This window comes from Nonomuraea sp. NPDC003709, assembly GCF_040610775.1.
Lineage (GTDB): Bacteria > Actinomycetota > Actinomycetes > Streptosporangiales > Streptosporangiaceae > Nonomuraea > Nonomuraea angiospora_A.
In genome coordinates this window covers 332,471-351,705 of the sequence record NZ_JBEXMW010000009.1, presented here as the reverse complement: position 1 = coordinate 351,705, position 19,235 = coordinate 332,471, and the positions used below count along the sequence as shown (strand labels likewise).

At 73.0% G+C, this 19,235-nt stretch carries 22 protein-coding genes; 7 read left to right on the top strand and 15 right to left on the bottom strand.

Features of this window, described 5'->3' with window-relative positions:
- Window position 1 precedes the first annotated feature (1 nt).
- Complete coding sequence (locus tag ABZX61_RS28270; protein ID WP_355199072.1) at window positions 2-2,485, top strand: ATP-dependent Clp protease ATP-binding subunit; 2,484 nt, start codon at window positions 2-4, stop codon at window positions 2,483-2,485.
- Window positions 2,486-2,617: 132 nt separating this feature from the next.
- On the opposite strand, the gene ptsP is transcribed toward ABZX61_RS28270, so the two are convergent.
- From ptsP to ABZX61_RS28230, 8 genes are read right to left on the bottom strand one after another with little or no spacing between them, the layout of a single operon-like run.
- The gene (gene ptsP / locus ABZX61_RS28265; RefSeq protein WP_355199070.1) at window positions 2,618-4,228 is read right to left on the bottom strand and encodes a phosphoenolpyruvate--protein phosphotransferase; all 1,611 of its coding nucleotides are present in this window, start codon (window positions 4,226-4,228) and stop codon (window positions 2,618-2,620) included.
- On the bottom strand, window positions 4,221-4,502 hold the full coding sequence (locus ABZX61_RS28260) for an HPr family phosphocarrier protein (protein WP_350734787.1): 282 nt from the start codon (window positions 4,500-4,502) through the stop codon (window positions 4,221-4,223). Before ABZX61_RS28260 ends, ptsP begins: the two co-directional genes overlap by 8 nt.
- A 10-nt stretch (window positions 4,503-4,512) precedes the next feature.
- On the bottom strand, window positions 4,513-5,517 hold the full coding sequence (locus ABZX61_RS28255; RefSeq protein ID WP_355199068.1) for a zinc-dependent dehydrogenase: 1,005 nt from the start codon (window positions 5,515-5,517) through the stop codon (window positions 4,513-4,515).
- The gene (locus ABZX61_RS28250) at window positions 5,514-5,942 is read right to left on the bottom strand and encodes a PTS sugar transporter subunit IIA (protein ID WP_355199066.1); all 429 of its coding nucleotides are present in this window, start codon (window positions 5,940-5,942) and stop codon (window positions 5,514-5,516) included. Before ABZX61_RS28250 ends, ABZX61_RS28255 begins: the two co-directional genes overlap by 4 nt.
- Window positions 5,935-6,243 carry a PTS lactose transporter subunit IIB gene (locus tag ABZX61_RS28245; RefSeq protein ID WP_225963163.1) on the bottom strand — a complete coding sequence of 103 codons (309 nt, stop codon included), beginning with the start codon at window positions 6,241-6,243 and terminating at the stop codon, window positions 5,935-5,937. The genes ABZX61_RS28250 and ABZX61_RS28245 overlap by 8 nt, the downstream gene beginning before the upstream one ends.
- A gap of 3 nt (window positions 6,244-6,246) precedes the next feature.
- Window positions 6,247-7,356, bottom strand: a complete 1,110-nt coding sequence (locus ABZX61_RS28240; protein ID WP_355199064.1) for a PTS mannitol transporter subunit IICB — start codon at window positions 7,354-7,356, stop codon at window positions 6,247-6,249.
- 32 nt (window positions 7,357-7,388) lie between these two features.
- Complete coding sequence (pfkB, locus tag ABZX61_RS28235) at window positions 7,389-8,345, bottom strand: 1-phosphofructokinase (RefSeq protein WP_350734780.1); 957 nt, start codon at window positions 8,343-8,345, stop codon at window positions 7,389-7,391.
- A complete protein-coding gene (locus ABZX61_RS28230; protein WP_350734778.1) occupies window positions 8,342-9,103 on the bottom strand; it encodes a DeoR/GlpR family DNA-binding transcription regulator in 762 nt (253 codons plus the stop codon). The genes pfkB and ABZX61_RS28230 overlap by 4 nt, the downstream gene beginning before the upstream one ends.
- Before the next feature lie 88 nt (window positions 9,104-9,191).
- On the opposite strand from ABZX61_RS28230, the gene ABZX61_RS28225 reads away from it, so the two are divergent.
- Genes ABZX61_RS28225 through ABZX61_RS28215 form a run of 3 tightly spaced genes read left to right on the top strand, consistent with a single transcriptional unit; the run spans window position 9,192 to window position 11,248 of the window.
- The gene (locus tag ABZX61_RS28225) at window positions 9,192-10,046 is read left to right on the top strand and encodes a hypothetical protein (RefSeq protein WP_350734776.1); all 855 of its coding nucleotides are present in this window, start codon (window positions 9,192-9,194) and stop codon (window positions 10,044-10,046) included.
- Window positions 10,046-10,987: a phosphotransferase gene (locus ABZX61_RS28220; RefSeq protein ID WP_355199061.1), complete on the top strand. Its 942-nt coding sequence runs from the start codon at window positions 10,046-10,048 to the stop codon at window positions 10,985-10,987. Before ABZX61_RS28225 ends, ABZX61_RS28220 begins: the two co-directional genes overlap by 1 nt.
- Before the next feature lie 33 nt (window positions 10,988-11,020).
- Window positions 11,021-11,248, top strand: a complete 228-nt coding sequence (locus tag ABZX61_RS28215) for a 4-oxalocrotonate tautomerase family protein (protein ID WP_355199059.1) — start codon at window positions 11,021-11,023, stop codon at window positions 11,246-11,248.
- 15 nt (window positions 11,249-11,263) lie between these two features.
- On the opposite strand, the gene ABZX61_RS28210 is transcribed toward ABZX61_RS28215, so the two are convergent.
- From ABZX61_RS28210 to def, 5 genes are all read right to left on the bottom strand, one after another.
- Window positions 11,264-11,611 carry an MmcQ/YjbR family DNA-binding protein gene (locus ABZX61_RS28210; protein ID WP_355199057.1) on the bottom strand — a complete coding sequence of 116 codons (348 nt, stop codon included), beginning with the start codon at window positions 11,609-11,611 and terminating at the stop codon, window positions 11,264-11,266.
- A gap of 10 nt (window positions 11,612-11,621) precedes the next feature.
- Window positions 11,622-12,038: a CBS domain-containing protein gene (locus ABZX61_RS28205; protein WP_350734769.1), complete on the bottom strand. Its 417-nt coding sequence runs from the start codon at window positions 12,036-12,038 to the stop codon at window positions 11,622-11,624.
- 85 nt (window positions 12,039-12,123) lie between these two features.
- The gene (locus tag ABZX61_RS28200; RefSeq protein WP_355199055.1) at window positions 12,124-13,530 is read right to left on the bottom strand and encodes a pyridoxal-dependent decarboxylase; all 1,407 of its coding nucleotides are present in this window, start codon (window positions 13,528-13,530) and stop codon (window positions 12,124-12,126) included.
- Window positions 13,523-14,143 (bottom strand): XRE family transcriptional regulator, encoded by a 621-nt coding sequence (locus ABZX61_RS28195; RefSeq protein WP_350734765.1) that lies wholly within the window; start codon window positions 14,141-14,143, stop codon window positions 13,523-13,525. Before ABZX61_RS28195 ends, ABZX61_RS28200 begins: the two co-directional genes overlap by 8 nt.
- A 7-nt stretch (window positions 14,144-14,150) precedes the next feature.
- A complete protein-coding gene (def, locus tag ABZX61_RS28190) occupies window positions 14,151-14,690 on the bottom strand; it encodes a peptide deformylase (protein WP_355199052.1) in 540 nt (179 codons plus the stop codon).
- A gap of 146 nt (window positions 14,691-14,836) precedes the next feature.
- On the opposite strand from def, the gene ABZX61_RS28185 reads away from it, so the two are divergent.
- On the top strand, window positions 14,837-15,631 hold the full coding sequence (locus tag ABZX61_RS28185; RefSeq protein WP_355199050.1) for a methyltransferase domain-containing protein: 795 nt from the start codon (window positions 14,837-14,839) through the stop codon (window positions 15,629-15,631).
- Window positions 15,632-15,791: 160 nt separating this feature from the next.
- Here ABZX61_RS28185 and ABZX61_RS28180 read toward each other — a convergent pair whose 3' ends face one another.
- Window positions 15,792-16,307 carry a hypothetical protein gene (locus tag ABZX61_RS28180; protein ID WP_355199048.1) on the bottom strand — a complete coding sequence of 172 codons (516 nt, stop codon included), beginning with the start codon at window positions 16,305-16,307 and terminating at the stop codon, window positions 15,792-15,794.
- A gap of 124 nt (window positions 16,308-16,431) precedes the next feature.
- Window positions 16,432-17,358, bottom strand: a complete 927-nt coding sequence (locus ABZX61_RS28175; protein ID WP_350734758.1) for a hypothetical protein — start codon at window positions 17,356-17,358, stop codon at window positions 16,432-16,434.
- 130 nt (window positions 17,359-17,488) lie between these two features.
- Here ABZX61_RS28175 and ABZX61_RS28170 point away from each other — a divergent pair, with 130 nt between their 5' ends.
- Complete coding sequence (locus ABZX61_RS28170) at window positions 17,489-18,424, top strand: GNAT family N-acetyltransferase (RefSeq protein WP_355199046.1); 936 nt, start codon at window positions 17,489-17,491, stop codon at window positions 18,422-18,424.
- 36 nt (window positions 18,425-18,460) lie between these two features.
- The gene (locus ABZX61_RS28165; RefSeq protein ID WP_355199043.1) at window positions 18,461-19,234 is read left to right on the top strand and encodes an arylamine N-acetyltransferase; all 774 of its coding nucleotides are present in this window, start codon (window positions 18,461-18,463) and stop codon (window positions 19,232-19,234) included.
- Window position 19,235: the final 1 nt, after the last annotated feature.

Genomic DNA, 19,235 nt, shown 5'->3' with positions numbered 1-19,235 from the left:
GATGTCGTTTTTCGGTGGGGACCCGTTCAGAGGGTTCGAAGAGCTCACGGGCCGGGTGTTCGGCGGCATGGAATCCTGGCCGCCGACCCGGCCCGGCGTGCAGCGGGTGGACGTCGGCCGGCTGCTGTCCGCCTCGGCGAGGGAGGTCCTGGCGCGGGCCATGGACGCCGCCGGTCAGCGCGGCGCCCCCGACCTGGACGTGCTCGACATCCTCGACGCCCTGACGGAGGACGACGCCATCCGCAACACGCTGCGGACGGCCGGGGTGGACGTGGGCCGGGTGCGCGACCGCATCGACGAGGTGGCCGGGCCGGGCGAGGCCGGCGAGCCGCCCGCCACGCTCTCACCGGCCGCCAAGAGGGCCATCCTCGACGCCCAGCGGATCTCGCGTGCGCTGCGGTCGTCGTACATCGGGCCCGAGCACCTGCTGCTCGCGATCGCCGCGCGCACCGACTCCGTCGCCGCCCAGATCCTGCAGGACCAGGGCGTCTCCGCGAACGAGCTGCAGGAGGCCATGACGGCCGTCCCGCGCCGGACCGACGGCGAGCCGCGCCGCCAGAGCGACACGCCGACGCTCGACGAGTACGGCAGGGACATGACCGAGGAGGCCAGGCAGGGCAGACTCGACCCGGTCGTCGGCCGTGAGGAGGAGATCGAGCAGGCCATCGAGGTGCTCTCGCGCCGCACCAAGAACAACCCGTGCCTGATCGGCGAGCCGGGCGTCGGCAAGACCGCGATCGTCGAGGGCATCGCCCAGCGCATCGTGAACAACAGCGTCCCCGACACGCTGAAGGACCGGCGCGTCGTCGGCCTCGACCTGACCGGCATGGTGGCCGGGACGAAGTACCGCGGCGAGTTCGAGGAGCGCATCAAGAAGGTCATCGACGAGGTGCGCGCGCACTCCGACGAGATCATCGTCTTCATCGACGAGGTCCACAACCTGGTCGGCGCGGGCGCCGCCGAAGGCGCCATGGACGCGGCCAACATCCTCAAGCCCGCCCTGGCCCGCGGCGAGCTGCACGTCATCGCGGCCACCACGATCGACGAGTACCGCAAGAACATCGAGAAGGACGCCGCGCTCGAACGCCGCTTCCAGCCCATCCTGGTCGCCGAGCCGAGCGTGGAGGAGACGGTCGAGATCCTGGCCGGGCTGCGGGACGCGTACGAGGCGCACCACCAGGTCCGCATCACCGACGAGGCGCTCGACGCGGCCGCGACCCTGTCCGACCGCTACATCTCCGACCGGTTCCTGCCCGACAAGGCCATCGACCTCATGGACCAGGCCTCCGCCCGGGTGCGGCTGCGCTCGCGCACGCCCGGCGCCGACGTACGGGAGCTGGAGGAACGGCTCGACGCGCTGCGCCGCGACAAGGACCAGGCCGTCTCCGCCGAGGACTTCGACCGCGCCAAGGATCTCACCACGCAGATCGACAAGATCAGACCGGAGGTCGAACGCGCCCGGCACGGCACGGACAGCGTGCCCCTGGTCACGGTCGAGGACATCGCCGAGATCGTCTCCCGCCGCACCGGCATCCCGGTCACCCAGCTCACCCAGCAGGAGCGCGAGCGCCTGATGCGCCTGGAGGAGCACCTGCACGAGCGCGTGATCGGCCAGGAGGAGGCCGTCACCGCCATCGCCGAGGCAGTACGCCGGGCGCGGGCGGGCCTGAAGGACCCGAACCGCCCGATCGGCAGCTTCCTGTTCCTCGGCCCGACGGGGGTCGGCAAGACGGAGCTGGCCCGGGCGCTCGCCGCGGCGCTGTTCGGCGGCGAGGACCACATGGTGCGCATCGACATGAGCGAGTTCCAGGAGCGGCACACGGTCTCCCGCCTCATCGGCGCGCCGCCCGGATACGTCGGGTACGAGGAGGCGGGTCAGCTCACCGAGGCCGTCCGTCGCCGCCCGCACGGCGTGATCCTGCTGGACGAGATCGAGAAGGCCCACCCGGACGTCATGAACATCCTGCTGCAGATGCTCGACGACGGCCGCCTCACCGACGGCCAGGGCCGCACGGTGGACTTCACCAACACGATCGTCATCATGACCAGCAACATCGGCGCCCAGCTCATCCTGGACTCGCCGGGCGACGTCAAGGAGCTCGAGGACCGGCTCATGGACCTGCTGCGGCACTCGCTCCGGCCGGAGCTGCTCAACCGCATCGACGAGACGATCATCTTCAAGCGGCTGGAGAAGGAACAGCTGCGCCAGATCGTGGACCTGATGCTGGAGCGCACCCGGCAGCGGCTGCGCGGGCAGGGCGTCACGCTGGAGGTCACGGACGCGGCCAAGGACTGGCTGGCCGAGCGCGGCTACCAGCCGGAGTTCGGGGCCCGGCCGCTGCGCCGCACGGTGCAGCGGGAGGTGGACAACCGGCTGGCCACGATGCTGCTGACCGGGGAGATCGAGGAGGGGGGCCGGGTGACGGCGGACGTCGAGGGCGACCATCTCGCCTTCCGCGCCACCGCCGCGCAGCCGACCCCCTGACCGCCGCGATCCCGCGGCCCGCCGCACGTGGCTGGTGTCCTTTGAGGGAGACGAAAGGAGGCGGGCGGCCGCACGCGCATCGCGGCATCATGCGAACGCGCGCCGAGGGACCCTGGGGGAGCCGGGGCGCGGTCAGGCGAGGGCGGCCGCGGCGCGTTCGCGGCAGTCGGCCAGCGTGAGGTCCGCCAGGGCCTCGCGCACGGCGGGGACGCACACGGGGGCCATGGACAGGCTGGTCACGCCGAGCCCCACCAGCAGGGGCGCGAGCAGCGGGTCTCCGGCCGCCTCCCCGCACACCCCGACCGGCTTGCCCGCCTCCCGCCCCGCGGTGGCGCACATGGCGATCAGCTCCAGCAGCGCGGGCTGGCGCGGGTCGAGCAGGTCGGCGAGGGCGGAGTGCTGGCGGTCGGCGGCGAAGGTGTACTGGGCCAGGTCGTTGGTGCCGATGCTGAGGAAGTCCATCTCCCGCAGCAGCCGCCCGGCCCGCAGCGCCGCCGCCGGGACCTCGATCATCGCGCCCACCCTGGCGATGCCCCTGGCGCGGGCGCGCCGCGCGAACCCGGTCGCCTCCGCCGTCGTGGTGACCATGGGCGCCATCACCCACGCCTCGGCGCCCGTCTTGCGGGCGGCCTCGGCGATGGCGTCGAGCTGGGTGTCCAGGACGTCCGGCAGCAGCCGGTCGACGCGCAGGCCGCGCACGCCGAGGGCCGGGTTCGGCTCGCCGGGCAGGCCGAGGAAGGGCAGGGGTTTGTCGGTGCCCGCGTCGAGCGTCCGCACGATCACGCTCTCCGCCTGGGCGAACACCTCGGCGTACGCGGCCACCTGCTCCTCGAACGACGGCGCCGTCGTACGGTCCAGGAACAGGAACTCCGTCCTGAACAGCCCGACCCCCTCGGCGCCCGGCCGCAGGTCCCCGGCCGAGCCGATGTTGAGCAGCAGCTTCACCGGGTGGCCGTCCGCCGTCCGGCCCGGGCCCCGGCCGGCCGCCAGCCTGGCCCGCTCCGCGCGGTCGGCCTCCTGGACCTCGGCCGCCTGCTGCTCGGTGAGGCCGACGGCGAGCTCGCCGGTGCGGCCGTCCACGCCGACCATGGTGCCGTCCGGGACGTCCATGATCCCCTTGCAGGCCACCACGGCGGGCAGGCCCCGGCCGCGGGCCAGGATCGCGGTGTGGCTCGTCGGCCCGCCCCGCTCGGTCACCAGCGCCAGCACGTCCGGGCCCAGGCCCGCGGTGTCGGCGGGGGAGAGGTCCTCGGCCACCAGCACGTACGGGTGGCCGGGGGAGGGGAGCCCCGGCATGGGGAGGCCGAGCGCGAACGCCACGGCCCGGTGCTTGAGGTCGTCGAGGTCGGCGGCCCGCTCGGCCAGGTAGCCGCCGAGCGCGGCCAGCGTGTCCCGGTGCTGCGCGAAGGCCGCGTCCAGCGCGTGGGCGGCGTCCATGCCCTCCTGGGCCCGTCCCTGGGCGTCCTCCAGCAGCATCGGGTCGTCGGCGATCATGGCCAGCGCCTCGAGGATGTCCGCCGCCTCGCCTGAGGCGCCGGCGGCGCGCCGGGTGAGGTCCGCGGCGACCGCCTCCAGGGCGGCGGCGACGGCGGCCGACTCGGCGGCGGGGTCGGCGACCGGCCGCGGCGGGGGCAGCGTCGGAGGGGCGGCCATCCGCATCGTCGGCCCCGCCGCCCGCCCCTGGCTGACCCCGAGGCCGGTCAGCAGCCCGCCCGAACCGGAGAAGGCGGGCCGGTCAGGCATCGAGGGCCTCTTCCGCGTCGAGGTCGCGCGCGAGCAGCGCCGCCAGCGAGTCCAGCGCCTCCTCCGCCCCCGGCCCGTCCGCCTCCAGCGTCACCTCCGTGCCGCGCACGGCCCCCAGCGACAGCACGCCGAGCATGCTCTTCGCCGGGACCGCCTTCTCCCCGAGCCGCACCGTCACCGGCACCCCCAGCCGCGCCGCCGCCTGCACGAACAGCTTGGCGGGCCGGGCGTGCAGGCCGCTGGCAGAGGCCACGATCACCGTTCGCTGTGCCATCCCGAACCTCCTAGGGCTCAATAGTGACCTTGATGGCCGCGCCCCTGCTGACGAGGTCGATCCCGTCGAGCACCCGGGGCAGCGGCAGCCGGTGGGTGATGAGGTCGGACACCACCACGTCCCCCGAGGCTACGAGCCGCAGCGCCTCGGCGTTGTGGGCCGGGCTGGAGCCGTTCGCGCCGACGATGGTCAGCTCGCGGTAGTGCACGAGGTTGGAGTCCAGGGTGACGAGCGGGTCGTCCTTGGGCAGGCCGCCGAAGAAGCTGATGCGCCCCTGCCGGGCCGCCATCCGTACCGCCTGCTCCTGCGCCGCACCCGAGGCCGCCGCCGTGATCACCACGTCGGCGCCGCGCCCGCCGGTCAGCTTGAACACCTGCTCGACCGGGTCCGCGTCGATCGCCGCGTCCGGGCGCACCAGCTCGGCGGCCATCGCCAGGCGCTGCGGGTTGACGTCCACGAGGAAGACGCGGGCGGCGCCGCGGGCCCGCGCGAGGCGTACGTGCAGGCAGCCGATCGGGCCCGCGCCCATCACCACCACGTCGTCGCCCGCCCCCACGCGCGCCAGCGACTGCCCGTTGAGCACGCAGGCGAGGGGCTCGGCCACCGACGCCTCCGCGAAGCCGACGCCCGTCGGGATGGCGTTGACGCCGTTCACGGCCAGCACCTTGGCCGGGATCACCATGTACTCGGCGAAGCCGCCGTCGTAGTGGTAGCCCATCGACTCCTGGTTCGGGCAGACGGTCAGGCGGCCGCGCAGGCACTCCGGGCAGGCGCCGCACGGGATCGCGGCGATCACCTGCACCCGCTCGCCCGTGTCCACGATCTCGCCGGCGATCTCGTGGCCCATCACGCGCGGCGGCCTGATGTGGTGGTGCCCGAACTTGAGGATCTTGGCGTCCGTGCCGCACGTCGAGCAGTTCCGTACGCGGATCTTCAGCTCGCCGGGCCCGGCGACGGGCTCCGGCGCGTCCTCGATCCGGATGTCGCCGGGAGCATGGAATCTGGCGACTTTCACGCTGTGAGCTCCTTCATCACTTGTGAGACTTCGGTGGCCTCGCGCAGCGTCCTGGCGCGGTCGGGGTCGAGCAGGATCTCGGCCAGCGCCGCCAGCAGCGGCACGTGCCCGTCGTCCTTGGCCGCGATGCCGACGCAGAGCGTGACCTGCTCGCCGTCCCAGTCGATGCCGCCGGGGAAGCGCACCACGCAGATGGCGTCGCGCTTGACGTCCTCCTTGGAGGCGTTGGTCCCGTGGGGGATGGCCACGCCCTCGCCGACGTACGTGGAGATCGTCCGCTCCCGTTCGAGCATCGCCTCGATGTACGGCTCCGCGACCGCCCCCACCTCGACCAGCGCCCGCCCGCACCGGCGGATGGCCGCGGCGCGGTCGGTGGCGCTCTCGTTCAGCAGCACGGCCCGCGGGTCGAGCAGGCCGTCACGCATCGACCGTGCCGCCGTTCTTGATGGTGTTGACCAGCCGGGTCACCGCCGGGTCACCGAGGAAGATCTGGAACGAGACCAGGACCTTCCCGGGGGCGGCGGCCCTGGCGCGGGCGGCCAGCCCGGCGTGGCACAGGACCACGTCGGCATCGTCGGGGATGGAGTTGACGGGCGTGTGCTCGACGCTGACGCCGGTGTCCTTGAGCTGCTTGCGCAGCGTGGAGGCGAGCATCACGCTGCTGCCCATGCCCGCGTCGCAGGCCACGATGATCTTGTGGATGTCCTTGCTGTCGATGCCGGCCATGGCTCACGCCTCCTTGGTGGCGGGTTCGGTGACGGTTTCCTGCGAGTCCGTGGACTCGTCCTTCTTCTCGCCGCGGCCGAAGCCGAGCAGGATCGCGGCGACGGCGAACGACACGCCCGTGGCCACGAGGATCCCCAGGCTGGAGCCGAGCCAACCGCCCTTCGGCGTGACCGCGATGTAGGCGAAGATGCTGCCCGGGGACGGCGTGGCGACCAGGCCCGCCCCGGTGACCATGAACGTGAACACGCCGGCCGCGCCGCCCGCGATGACCGCGAGGATGAGGCGGGGCTTCATGAGCACGTACGGGAAGTAGATCTCGTGGATGCCGCCGAAGAAGTGGATGATCATGGCGGCGGGCGTGCTCGGGCGCAGCTCGCGCGGGCCGAACAGCAGGTACGCCAGCAGCAGCCCGAGGCCGGGTCCCGGGTTCGACTCCAGCATGAACAGGATCGACTTGCCCGTCTCCGCCGCCTGGGCGACGCCGAGCGGGCCGAGCACGCCGTGGTTGATGGCGTTGTTCAGGAACAGGACCTTGGCCGGCTCGATCAGCACGGAGGCGACGGGGAGCAGGTTGTGGCCGATGAGCCAGCTCACCGCGTTGCCCGCGGCCGTGGTGACCGTCTGGACGATCGGGCCGATGCCGAACATCCCGACCACGGCCATCGCGCCGCCCACGATGCCGGCGGAGAAGTTGTCCACGAGCATCTCGAAGCCGGCCTTGGTCCGCTGCTCCGTGAACTTGTCCACATATTTCAGGATCAAGGCGGTGAGCGGGCCGATGATCATGGCGCCGAGGAACATCGGAGAGTCCGTGCCCACCACGACGCCCATCACCGCCACCGCGCCCACGACCGCGCCGCGCTGCCCGTGCACCATCCGGCCACCGGTGTAGGCGATGAGGATCGGCAGCAGGGTCGAGATGATCGGGCCGACCATCTTCGCGAGCGTCTCGTTGGGCAGCCAGCCGGTCGGGATGAACAGCGCGGTGATCAGGCCCCAGGCGATGAACGCGCCGATGTTCGGCATGATCATGCCGGCCAGGTGGCCGCCGATGCGCTGGATGGTGGCCTTGACACCGGTTCCGGTGACCGGGGGAGTGTAACTGTCGGCCATGGACTTGCTCCTTCGGGGGGATGAGCAGTTGATCAGCCGCTGTGCGGGACAAGGGGAGAGGTGAGGGGGCGGGACGGGTCGGGCGGGTGGACGGCGACGACGACGGGGTCGATGTCGGCGGGGCCGGGCATGCGGCTGCCGGGCAGGCGGACCGCCGCGGCGCCCCAGGCCAGCGCCCGCGCCAGCGCGTCGGGGCCACGCCCGCCGCCGGCCAGGAAACCGGCCAGCATCGCGTCGCCGGCGCCGACGGAGCTGCGCGGCTCGGTGACGGCGGCCTCGCCGTACCAGATGCCCTGCTCCTCGACGAGCACCGCGCCGTCGGCGCCCAGGCTGGCCAGCACGGCACGCGCGCCCGCGGCCCGCAGCTTGCCGGCCGCCTCGACCACGTCGCCCAGGCGGCGGATGAGCATGCCGGTGGCGGCGGACAGCTCCTCGAGGTTGGGCTTGACCAGCGCGGGCGCGGCGCCGAGCGCGCTGGCCAGCGCCGGGCCGCTGGTGTCGACGGCCATGTGGATGCCCGCCCCGGCGAACCTGCGGCACAGCCGGGCGTAGACGTCGGCCGGGACCTCGGGCGGCAGGCTGCCCGAGGCGACCACCCAGTCGGCCTCGTGGGCGGCGTCGAGCACGGCGTCGGCGATCGTGTCCAGCTCCTCGGCCGACAGCGCCGTGCCGGGCTCGTTGATCTTGGTGATGGTGCCGTCGGGCTCGGCCAGGGTGACGTTCGACCTGGTCGGGCCGGCCACCGGGACGGTGACCATGTCGAGCCCCTCGGCCGCGAGGAGCCGTACGAGCTGTCTGCCCTCGTCGCCGCCGAACGGCACCACCGCCCGGCTCGCCACGGCGTTGGCCAGCAGGGCGCGTGAGACGTTGACGCCCTTGCCGCCCGGGTCGAGGTGCGCGGCGGCGGCCCGGATGACGGCGCCGCGGTCGAGCGCGGCGATCTCGATGGTGCGGTCGAGGCTGGGGTTCAGGGTCAGGGTGAGGATCACGCCCGGATCACCTCCGGGCCCGCCGCCGCCAGGTCGGCGGCGAGGGCGACGTCCAGCCCGGTGTCGGTGATGAGCACGTCGATCTCGTCCAGGCCGGCGAACCTGGCCAGGTACGTGTTCGTGAACTTCGTGTGGTCGGCCAGCAGCACGCTGCGCTGGGCGGCCTTGACCATGGCCCGCTTGATCGCCGCCTCGGCCGGGTCGGGCGTGGTCAGGCCCCTGGCGAGCGAGCAGCCGTTGGCCGCCATGAAGGCCACGTCCACGTTGAGGTCGGCCAGCGGGCGCAGCGCCCAGTCGTCGACCGTGGCGAGCGTCTTGCCGCGCACCCGGCCGCCCAGCATGATCACGTGCAGGTTGGGGCGGGCGGCCAGGGCGGTGGCCAGCGGCGGCGAGTTCACCACGACGGTGAGCTCGCGGTCGGCGGGCAGCACCTTGACCAGCCGGCCCGTCGTGGTGCCCGCGTCGATGATCACGGAACCGTCCTCGGGCAGCTCGGCCAGCGCGGCCTTGGCGATGCGCTCCTTCTCGGCCGTCATCACCTCGTCGCGGGCGGCCAGCGCGGGCTCGAACCCCAGGCGCTCGACGGGGATCGCGCCCCCGTGCACCCGGCGCAGCACGCCCGCCCGCTCCAGCGACGTCAGGTCGCGGCGGATCGTCTCGGTGGTCACGTCGAGCTCGGCGGCCAGCGTCACCACGTCGACGCGGCCCGCGGCGCGCGCCCTCCGCAGGATCTCCTGGTGCCGCTCCTCGGCGTACATGATGTTGGTTCACCGCCGTTTCGTGTTGGTTTCATCTTTGTTTATACCCGCTTTGTTGGCCGGGTCAAGGCTTGGTAGGTATAGGCGAATGCGAAGCAAGCCCCTGGCCGCCGCGATGGCGGCCGTCCCCCTTGTCGTCGGGCTCGCCACGCCCGCCCAGGCGGCCCCGCGGGTGCCCGCGGGCACCACGGCGTCGTGGCTGGTGTTCGACCGGCAGGCGGGCAAGTTCGTGGCCACGCGTAACGCGCACCGGAAGTTCCGCTCGGCCTCGGTCGTCAAGATCCTCATCGCGATCGACTACCTGGAGCGGCGCAAGAGCGTGCCGGCCGCCGACGCGCGGCTGTTGAAGATCATGCTGCGCTCCAGCGACGACGACGCGGCCTCGGCGTTCTGGGACCGCGCCGGAAAGGGGCAGATCATCGTGCGGATGGCGCGCAAGCTCGGCCTGTCCGACACCGCGCCGCCGCCCGCCTCCAAGCCCGGCTTCTGGGGCTACACCTCGCTGAGCGCGTACGACATCGTGCGCACGTACCGCTACCTGCTCGACAGGGCCGAGCCCAGGGTCCGCGACACGATCCTGGGGCACCTGCGGCAGTCCACGCCGTGCGGGACCGACGGCTTCGACCAGACGTTCGGCATCCCCGGCGCGGTGCCCCGGCCGTGGGCGGTCAAGCAGGGCTGGTCGGGGTTCGGCGACACGCCGCCCACGCGGTGCTCCGGCGCCCGGGCGGTCGGGGCGCCCATCTCGTGGATCGCCCAGCGCGCCACCGGCTCGGGCGTGCCCGACTACGGCCGCCCGGTGCTGCACACGACGGGACTGGTGGGCAAGAACGAGCGGTACGTCATGGCGGTGCTGACGGCGCACCCGGCGGGCGGCACGTGGGCCTCCTCGGTCACCCGCGTCACCAAGCTGACGGGCGACCTGTATCGCGGCCTTTCCTGATGACGGGCCTGCCGCACGCCACCGGCGGCCGGCGCATCACCTGGGCCGAGGTGCCCGCCGAGGTGCGGACGGCGATCGAGAAGCTGCTCGGAAGCAAGGTGGTCGGCGCGGCCGGCCAGCCGGGCGGCTTCTCCGAAGGCGTGGCCGCCCGGCTGCGCCTCGCCGACGGCGGGCGGGCGTTCGTCAAGGCGGCGAGCTCGCTCGTGGCGCCGGGGGTGGCCCGGTTCCACCGCCGGGAGATCGAGGTCTCCCGGCGGCTGCCCGCCGGGGTGCCCGCGCCGCGGCTGCTCCACGCCCATGACGACGGCACGTGGGTGGCCCTGGTGTTCGAGGACGTCGAGGGACGGCTGCCGGCCCAGCCGTGGGTACGCGACGAGCTCGACCGGGTGCTCGCCGCCGCGACCGGGCTGGCGCGGGTGCTGACACCGTCGCCGATCGACCCGGCCCTGCTCGCCCGGCCACGGCTCGGCGGGTGGCGCGCGCTGGCGGACGAGGGCGGCGCCATGCTGTCGCGGTGGGCCGGCGATCATCTGGACGAACTGGTCGCGCTGGAGGAGGCGGCCGCACCGTCCCTGGCGGGTGAGACGCTCCTGCACGGAGATCTCTATCCGTTCAACATCATGCTCACCCCGGACCGCGTCCTCGTCGTCGACTGGCCCCACGCGTGGGTCGGGGCCGCGCACTGCGACGTGCTCACCCTGCTGTCGAGCGCCTCACTGAGCGGGGTGGACCCGCAGCCGTTCGCCCAGGAACATCCGCTGACCCGCGACCTTCCCCCGGAGGCGATCGACGCCTTCCTCGCCACGCACGCCGGCTTCCTGCTGCGGCTGGCGGCCGGCGCCGGGCCGGGCGCCGATCGCCACCTGATCGACATGGCCACCGCGCTGGGCAAGGCGTCGCTGCACTGGCTGCGACGGCGGCTGGCCGGGTTTGCCCCTTAGGCGCGGGGGCAGGTCCGCTGGAGGGGGGAAGCCATGCCGCTCATCAACGTGAAGGTCATCGAGGGCGTTTTCAGCGCCGCTCAGAAGGCCGAGATGGTGGAGAAGCTGACCGACGTGATGGTCGCCATCGAGGGCGAGAACATGCGCCCGCTGACCCTGGTCATCGTGGAGGAGGTCAAGAGCGGCGACTGGGGCGTCGGCGGGAAGCCGATGACGACCGCCGAGGTGAAGGCGATGGCCGCGGGCCTGCGGCCCCGATGAGCCGCCGCGGGCGCGTCACAGGGCCTGGGCCTGCTGTTCCAGGCGCACCTTCTTCGGCACGCACATCCGCCACGCCTCGAGGACCAGCTCCCGCATCTCGGCCGGGTCGAGGGCGTCCATGCGCGCCACCACCCAGTTGAAGCGCAGGTCGGACTCTCCGGGCATGAGGAACTTGTCCGGCTCGGCCGCCACCAGCGCGGCGCGCTCCTCCTTCGGGAACCCGAAGCCCATCAGCGTCTCGTCGCGCGAGAACGCCACGTAGACGATCTTGCCTACGCGGAACTTGACCCGGTCCCGGATGAGGTGCTCCGACGAGCGGGGGAGCGTGCGGGCGAACTGCCGTACATCGTCGACTGTGAACACGGGGCAAACGTTACTGGTTGCCCTCCGCGGCCGAAATGTCGGCGAGCGCGGAATGCGGGTCGCGCTCCAGGGCCAGGTCGCCGAGGCTGACGATGCCGACCGCGCGGCCGTCCTCCAGCACCGGCAGGCGGCGGACGGCGTGCGAGCGCATGATCCGCACCGCCTGGTCGATGGTGGTGTCGGGGTCGATGGCCTCGACGTACGGGCTGCACGCCTCGCGTACCGGCGTCTGGGAGGACTTCTCGGCCGCGACGACGCGCACGGCGATGTCGCGGTCGGTGATGATGCCCTGGATCCGGCCGTTCTCGTTGACGATCACGGCACCGGTGTCGTGGTCGCGCATCAGCGCGGCCGCGACGGACACCGGCTGGTCGGCCTCGACCGCCGCCGGGTGGGACGTCATGACCTCTGCCACGGTGTCGGCCATGGGGATCCTCCTGCCTGATCGGTCCCCGACCCCCTACCCGGGCGGATGCGCGGCTCACCGGCCTTTGCCGGGTCTCTGCGTTCGGCTAGAACGTCTTGGCCGCCAGGCGGATCTCCTCCAGCAGGACGGTCAGGTCCCGCTCGGTGGTGTCCGGGTGCAGGAAGCAGGCGCGCAGCGCGTCGCGGCCGCCCAGTCGGGTGCCGGTGATGAACGCGTTCCCGCGCGCCTGAACCGCGCCCGGGATCGCCCGGTTGAGGGCATCCAGGTCATCGGGGCCGGACCGGTAACGGAAAGCGGTGATCGAGGTGGTGACCGGAGCCAGCAGCTCGAAGTCGGCGGCCTCCTCAACCATGGCGGCGAGCGTGCGGGCCAGCCCGGTCGTGTGGTTCACCAGGCGCTCGACGCCGGAGCGGCCCAGGTGCGACAGCGTGGCCCAGGTCTTCAGCGCGCGGAACGGGCGGGTCTGCTCGGGCCCGTACTCGGAGAACCACCCCAGATCGCCCGCGTTGTCGTCGATCAGGTACGACGGCACCAGGCTGAACGCGGCCCGCGCCGCCCCCGGGTCGCGCAGCAGGGCGCAGCCGCAGCCCACCGGGACGCCGAGCCACTTGTGCGGGTCGAGGGCCAGCGAGTCGGCCCGCTCCAGGCCCGCGTAATGCGGCGCGGCGCCGTCGGCCAGGACGCCGAGCGCGCCGTACGCGCCGTCCACGTGGAACCAGAGCCCGTGCTCGGCGGCCACGTCGGCGATCTCGTCGAGCGGGTCGACCGCGCCGGAGTTGACGGTGCCCGCGCTGCCCGCCACGCAGAACGGCCGCAGGCCCGCCCGCAGGTCCTCCTCGACCATGGTGCGGAGCGCGCCCACGTCCATCCGGTACGCGCCGTCCACCGGGACCACGCGGACCTGCCGCGATCCGAGGCCGAGGAGCTGGGCGGCCTTGTACAGGCAGCTGTGGCCCTCCTCGGTGACGTACATGACCATGGGCGGCCGCCCGGACAGGCCCTCCTCGCGGGCGTCCCAGCCGTCGGCGAGCGCGGCCCGCTGGCGGGCGGTGGCCAGGCAGATCACGGTGGCCATGGAGGCGCCGCTGGTCAGCAAGCCGCCACCCGGCGGGTGCGGGAAGCCGACCAGCTCGGCCAGCCACCGCACCACCGCGCGCTCCAGGTGCGGGCCCGCGTGGTCGCCGCCGGCGCAGCTCGGGTTGAAGGCGGCGGCCAGCGGCTCGACGAGCACGCCCGCGGGGTTGGGCGGGGAGTTCACCCAGCCGAAGAAGCGGGGGTGGCCGTTGCCCATGGGGTACGGCAGCACATGCGTACGGGCGTCCTCGAGCAGCTCGCCGAGGGGCCGCCCGCGCTCGGGCAGCTCCTGACCGCTCAGCCAGGCCCGCTCGGACTCCGGCACGGGCCGCCACACGGGCCGCTCGCCGAGGCCCGCCAGGTGCTCGGCGGCGATCGCCGCCGCCGCGGCCACGTCGGTCGGGTGGAGATCAGCCATCGGAGGGCTCCTTCCAGGGGTCGTGCTGTCCGGCGCCGCCCAGCTCCATGGCGAGGTAGTAGACGCAGTCGTCGGCGCCGTCGTTGGCGAAGGCGTGGCGGCAGTCGCCGGGGTAGTAGGCCGAGTCGCCGGTCGCCAGCTCGTACGGCCTGCCGTTGATCGTCAGCCGCAGGCTGCCGCGCTCGACCGCGAGGTACTCCCGCGACCCCGGCGCGTGCGGCGCGAACTCGCCCGCGTCGACGCCGGGCCCGAGGGTCGTCCGCATGAACTCGAACTCCACGTCCCCGAGCACCGGCGACAACACGCGGCGCTCCCAGCCGGACGGGTCGCGCAGGACCCGCTGCCCGGCGTGGCGCAGCACGCGCATCGCCGAGTGCGCCGGCTCGTCGAGCAGCCGGGCGATCGACGTGCCGAGCGCCGTGGCCAGCCGGTCGAGCACCAGCACCGTCGGGGTCTTGGCGCCCCGCTCGACCTCCGAGACCATGCTCCGGCTGATGCCGCTGAGCGTGGCCAGCCGCTCGACGGTCAGCCCGCGCGCCCGCCGCTCCGTGCGGATCCGCAGCCCGAGCTCGGCCATCGACAGGCCGCTCGACAGGACCCCTTCGCCTTCCATTTCTCCACTATAGCGGTGCTTTGTCCGCGATAGTGGAACGGGCCTCCTCGTAGGCGGCCAGCACCCGCTTGCGGCGTTTGGCGGGAAGGCGGTCGATGTACAGGTAGCCGTCGAGGTGGTCGGTCTCGTGCTGGAGGCAGCGGGCCAGTAGCCCCGTCCCCTCGACCGTGACGGGCTCCCCGGCGGCGTCGAACCCGTGCACGGTGGCGTGGTCGGGGCGGGGGAGCGGCGCGTACTGGCCGGGCACCGACAGGCAGCCCTCGTCGTCCGCGTCGAGATGGCGCTCGCCCACCTCGGGGAGCTCCAGGGTGGGGTTGACGACGACGCCCTTGTGGTGCTCCCCGTCCGCGTCCGGGCAGTCGTAGATGAACACGCGCAGGGCCACGCCGATCTGGTTGGCGGCCAGGCCCACGCCCTCCGCCGCGTACATGCTCGCGAACATGTCCTCCACCAGCGCCGCCAGCGCGTCGTCGAACCGGGTGACCGGCTCGCACGGGTGATGCAGCACCGGGTCTCCGACGTGCACGATCGGCCGGACCTCTCCCACGACCAACGCCTCTCTCCGAATTTGCGAACGTTTCGCAACAAAGTTTACGGTCTCTTCGGAGTCTCGATATTCAAGACGTTTCTTCTTGGATGATGAGACAAGCGCTAGAGTGATCGGCGTCGGAGCGGAACCGAAGGAGTTTGCCGATGAACGCCGTCTACACGCATGGCCACCATGAGTCCGTGCTGCGCTCGCACCGCTGGCGCACCGCCGAGAACTCGGCCGCCTACCTGCTGCCCCACCTCAAGCCGCACATGAAGGTGCTGGACGTGGGCAGCGGCCCCGGCACGATCGCCGCCGACCTGGCGGGCCTGGTCGGCCACCTGACGGCGTCGGAGGTGACCGAGGAGGCGCTCGAGCTGTCCAGGGCCGAGATCACCGCCAGGGGGCTGGACAACGTCGGCTTCGCCGTCGCGGACGCGCACGCCCTCGACTTCCCCGACGACACGTTCTGCGTGGTCCACGCGCACCAGGTGCTGCAGCACGTCGGCGACCCGGTGCGGGCGCTGCGGGAGATGGGCCGGGTGACCAAGCCGACCGGGTACGTGGCGGCGCGCGACAGCGACTACGCGGCGTTCGCCTGGTATCCGCTGCTGCCGGAGCTGGACGAGTGGATGGCGCTGTACCAGAAGCTCGCGCGGGCGAACGGCGGCGAGCCGGACGCGGGGCGGCGGCTGCTGTCGTGGGCCAGGGCGGCGGGCTTCACCGACATCACCGCCACCTCCTCGACATGGTGCTTCGCCACGCCGGAGGACCGGGCCTGGTGGGGCGGGATGTGGGCGGACCGCATCCTGGGCTCCGCCATGGCCGAGCAGGCCCTGTCGACCGGCGCGGCCACGGAGGCCGACCTGCGGCGGATCTCGCAGGGGTGGTTGAAGTGGGCGGAGGCCGAGGACGGCTGGATCTCCATCGTCCACGGTGAGATCATCTGCCGCGCCTGACGACGCCCGGCGCCACGGCGCGCGGTCAGCGTCCCCGGCTGCGGCTGTGGAGCCCCCGGGCGTGCATCAGCGGGCGCGGTCGCGGCTGTCGAGCCCTCGGGCGCGCGTCAACGGCGCGGTCGTGTCCCCGGCCGCGCGTCCCCGGCACGTGCCGGATGGGTCACAGGCCCAGGGTGTGGGCCCGCTGCCACTGGGGGTCGCGGTAGAGGACCATGTCCGAGCCGATCATCTCGTCCGGCGCCGACAGCATGGTGATCTCGCCCGCGGCCTGCATCTCCAGCAGCAGGTCGCGTACCCGCGGGCCGACCGGCAGCCGTCCGGCGGGCAGCCCCATCCCGGTCCGCACCGCGTCGGCGGCCTCTGACAGGTGGAACGGGCCGTCGAAGGTCGCGACGATCCCGCGTACGACGGCGATCGTGATGAGGTGCTCGGCCTCGGCGTAGGCGAGCTGCCAGATGACCTGCTCCTTGCGGCCCCCGGTGGCCGCGCAGGCCGTGCAGCCGTGCGTCAGCCCGGGCGCCATCTCCTCCTGGCCGGACCCGAGGCAGACCGAGCACAGGCCGTTCTCGGCGGCGTGCAGCTCGGCCGTCATCCGCCCGGCGAGCACGGCGCCGCACTCGCAGGCGAACGCGTCACCCAGGATGCCGGTCTGCGGGGAGATCGCATGCGTCGTCACCGGGCCGACTCTACCGCCGCCCGCCGCCGTCCCGGGCACCCGGCGCACCCCGTACCGCCTGCCGCGCACGTCGGCGGCGCCCATCCGCCACGAGCGCCAGGCGCGAGCGCCGGGCCGCCGCACGTCAGCCGCGCAGGTCCGCGAGCCCGTGCAGCCGGCGCAGGGCCTTGCGGGCCGCGGCGGCGACGCGCTCGTCGGGGTGGTGGTCGATGAGCACCCGCAGCACCTGCCCCGTCCACGGATGGTCCCCGAACGCCAGGATCGCGATCGTCCCCGCCTGCTCCTCCGCGTCCATCCCCATGGCGATCGACTCGATCACCTCGCCCGCCTCGCCCCCGAACTCCAGCAGCGCCGCCGCCATGTCCACGAACACCCAGGCGATCTCCTCCGGGGCGGCCGGGCGGTCGTCGCGCTCCGTCCTGGTGGCGATCACTGCCCCGAGCCCGGGCTCCTCCAGCAGCCCGGCCAGCGCCCGCTTCCCCTCCTCGCCGAAGTCCGACGACAGCAGCTCCACGCCGACCGCCCGGCTGAGCGGGCTCACCGGGGCCAGCGCCGAGGCGATCTCGGCCACCGCCGCGTCCGGGTCCCGGCCCTTGAGCCACCCGGCCAGCTCCTCGCCGCGTTCCGTCTCCGGGTAGGAGCGCAGGCCGTGCAGCAGCTTGGTGGCGTCGGCGTCCGCGAGCGACCCGATGACCGGCACCTCCTGCCCCGTGGTCTCCGCGATGATCAGCCGCGCCGCCCACAGGCCGAGCCAGCTCAGCGTGTACGGCTCCGCCTGGCGTACCAGGCCCAGCCCGGTCAGCACCTCGGGCACAGCGCCCGGATGCGGCTCGCGCGACAGGAACATCCTGATGAGCTCCAGCAGCAGCCCCTGGTCGGCGGCCAGCCGTTCGCGGCAGTGGCCCGCCCAGAAGGTCAGGACCTCCGCGTCGGAGCCCTCCGGCTTCAGCTCCTCGGCCAGGGGAGCGGCACGGACGGCCGCCGCGAGCGTGGCCTCCTCGGGCAGCCGGATCGGGGGCTGCAGGGGCAGGGTGTCGTCGTAGGACCTCACGAGCCCATCCTGTCGCGATATTTCCGCTACAGTGCCCCGTGACGCCGAAAAGCCGGAAGAAAGGAGGCGCTGAGATGTTCGGCACTACTTCGGGCACTCACCGTGCCCGCTTCTACTTCTCGGAGGAATTGTGCTTTTCCGTCCCGCGGTCGAGGACGATCTAGACCGCCTGCTCGGCTGCGTCGTCGACGAGTCCATCAGCTGGGCGCATCCCGAACGCCTGCTCTCGTTCCTGGAGAGCGGCAACTACCGATACGACCGCATCTGGCTCGCCGTCGCCGACGACGGTGAGATCCTGGCCCGCGCCGTCTGGTGGAGCTTCCCCGACGGCGACAGGCCCCTCGCGCTCGACTGCGTGTACGTCCATCCGTCGGTGGACGATCGCGTGGGGCTGGCCGCGGAGCTGCTGCGCCGCGCCCACGACGCGTACGGGCGGGCGATCGAGTACCACGTGTTCGTCACCCGCGGCTGGCGCGACCACCCGAAGGCATCGGCGGCCATCGCCTGGCGCTGGGAGGCGGCCGGTCGCGCCGGGCTGACCGAGGAGCTGGAACGGCTCCGGTACGAATGGACGGCCGGGCCCGTCCCCGAGCCGTCCGACCGGCTCGTCTTCCGTGGGGATGACGACGACGAGGTGTTCGTGGAGGCGTTCCGCCGGGTGGCCGTCGGGACGCTCGACTTCCACACCCGGCAGGCCCTGGTCACCAGGGACCCCCTGGAGCAGGCGCGCGAGGACGTCCGCGACAACCGGTCCATGCGGGGCGACCGGTCGTGGTGGCGGCTGGCGTACGACAAGAGCGGGGACCTCGTCGGGGTTGCCCTGCCGTCGGCCAACGACGGCGGGCCCGTGGTCGGCTACCTCGGCGTGGTGCCCGAGCACCGGGGCCACGGGTACGTGGACGACCTGCTCGGCGAGATCACCCGCGTCCACGCCGAGCGCGGGGTCCAGCGGATCCTGGCGGACACGGACTCCGGCAACATGCCGATGGCCAGGGCGTTCGAACGCGCCGGCTATCACAACTTCGCCATCAGGCTCGTCCTGTCGGCGAATCCCGTGAACGCGTGATGTGGGCGGGCCGTCGCGTACGAGATCGTCGATCTCATGACATGGGACATCGACAAGCTCGATCTTGAGGCGTACCTGGCCAGGATCGGACACGGCGGCCCGCTCGCGCCGACATATGAGACGCTGCGCGCGCTGCACCTCGCGCACGTGCGCTCCATCCCCTTCGAGAACCTCGACGTGGTCCTCGGCCGGGGCATCGCCCTCGACGTGGGCAGCCTCCAGGACAAGCTCGTCACGGGCGGGCGCGGCGGCTACTGCCACGAGCAGAACCTGCTGTTCGCCGCCGCGCTCGAACGCCTCGGCTTCGTCCTGACCCGGCACCTGGCCAGGATCCGGCTGGGCCGCCGCCACTTGCCGCGCTCGCACGCCACGCTCACCGTCGAGGCGGACGGCCGCACGTGGCTGGCCGACGTGGGCTTCGGCGGTGAGGGGCTGGTGGTGCCGATCGCCTTCGAGGACGGGGCGACGGCGCGGTCCGGCCCGTGGGAGTGGCGGCTGGGCCGGGACGGCGACTTCCGGGTGCTGCACGCGGGCCCGGCCGAGCTGTACGCGTTCCGCCCGGACGAGCCGCACTATCCGAGCGACTTCGAGGTGGCCAACTTCTACGTCGCCAACAGCCCCCGCTCGCCGTTCGTCCACCACGTGCTGGCCCAGCGCACCACGGCCGACGCCCGCGTCCGCGCCGAGGACCTGGCGGCGAGCACGCCCGCGGAGCTGGCCGAGGGCCTGCGCGAGCGCCTCGGGATCGAGATCACCGAGGAGGACGCCCGCGAGTTGCTGCCCGTGCTCCAGGCCGACCGCACGGGCTGAC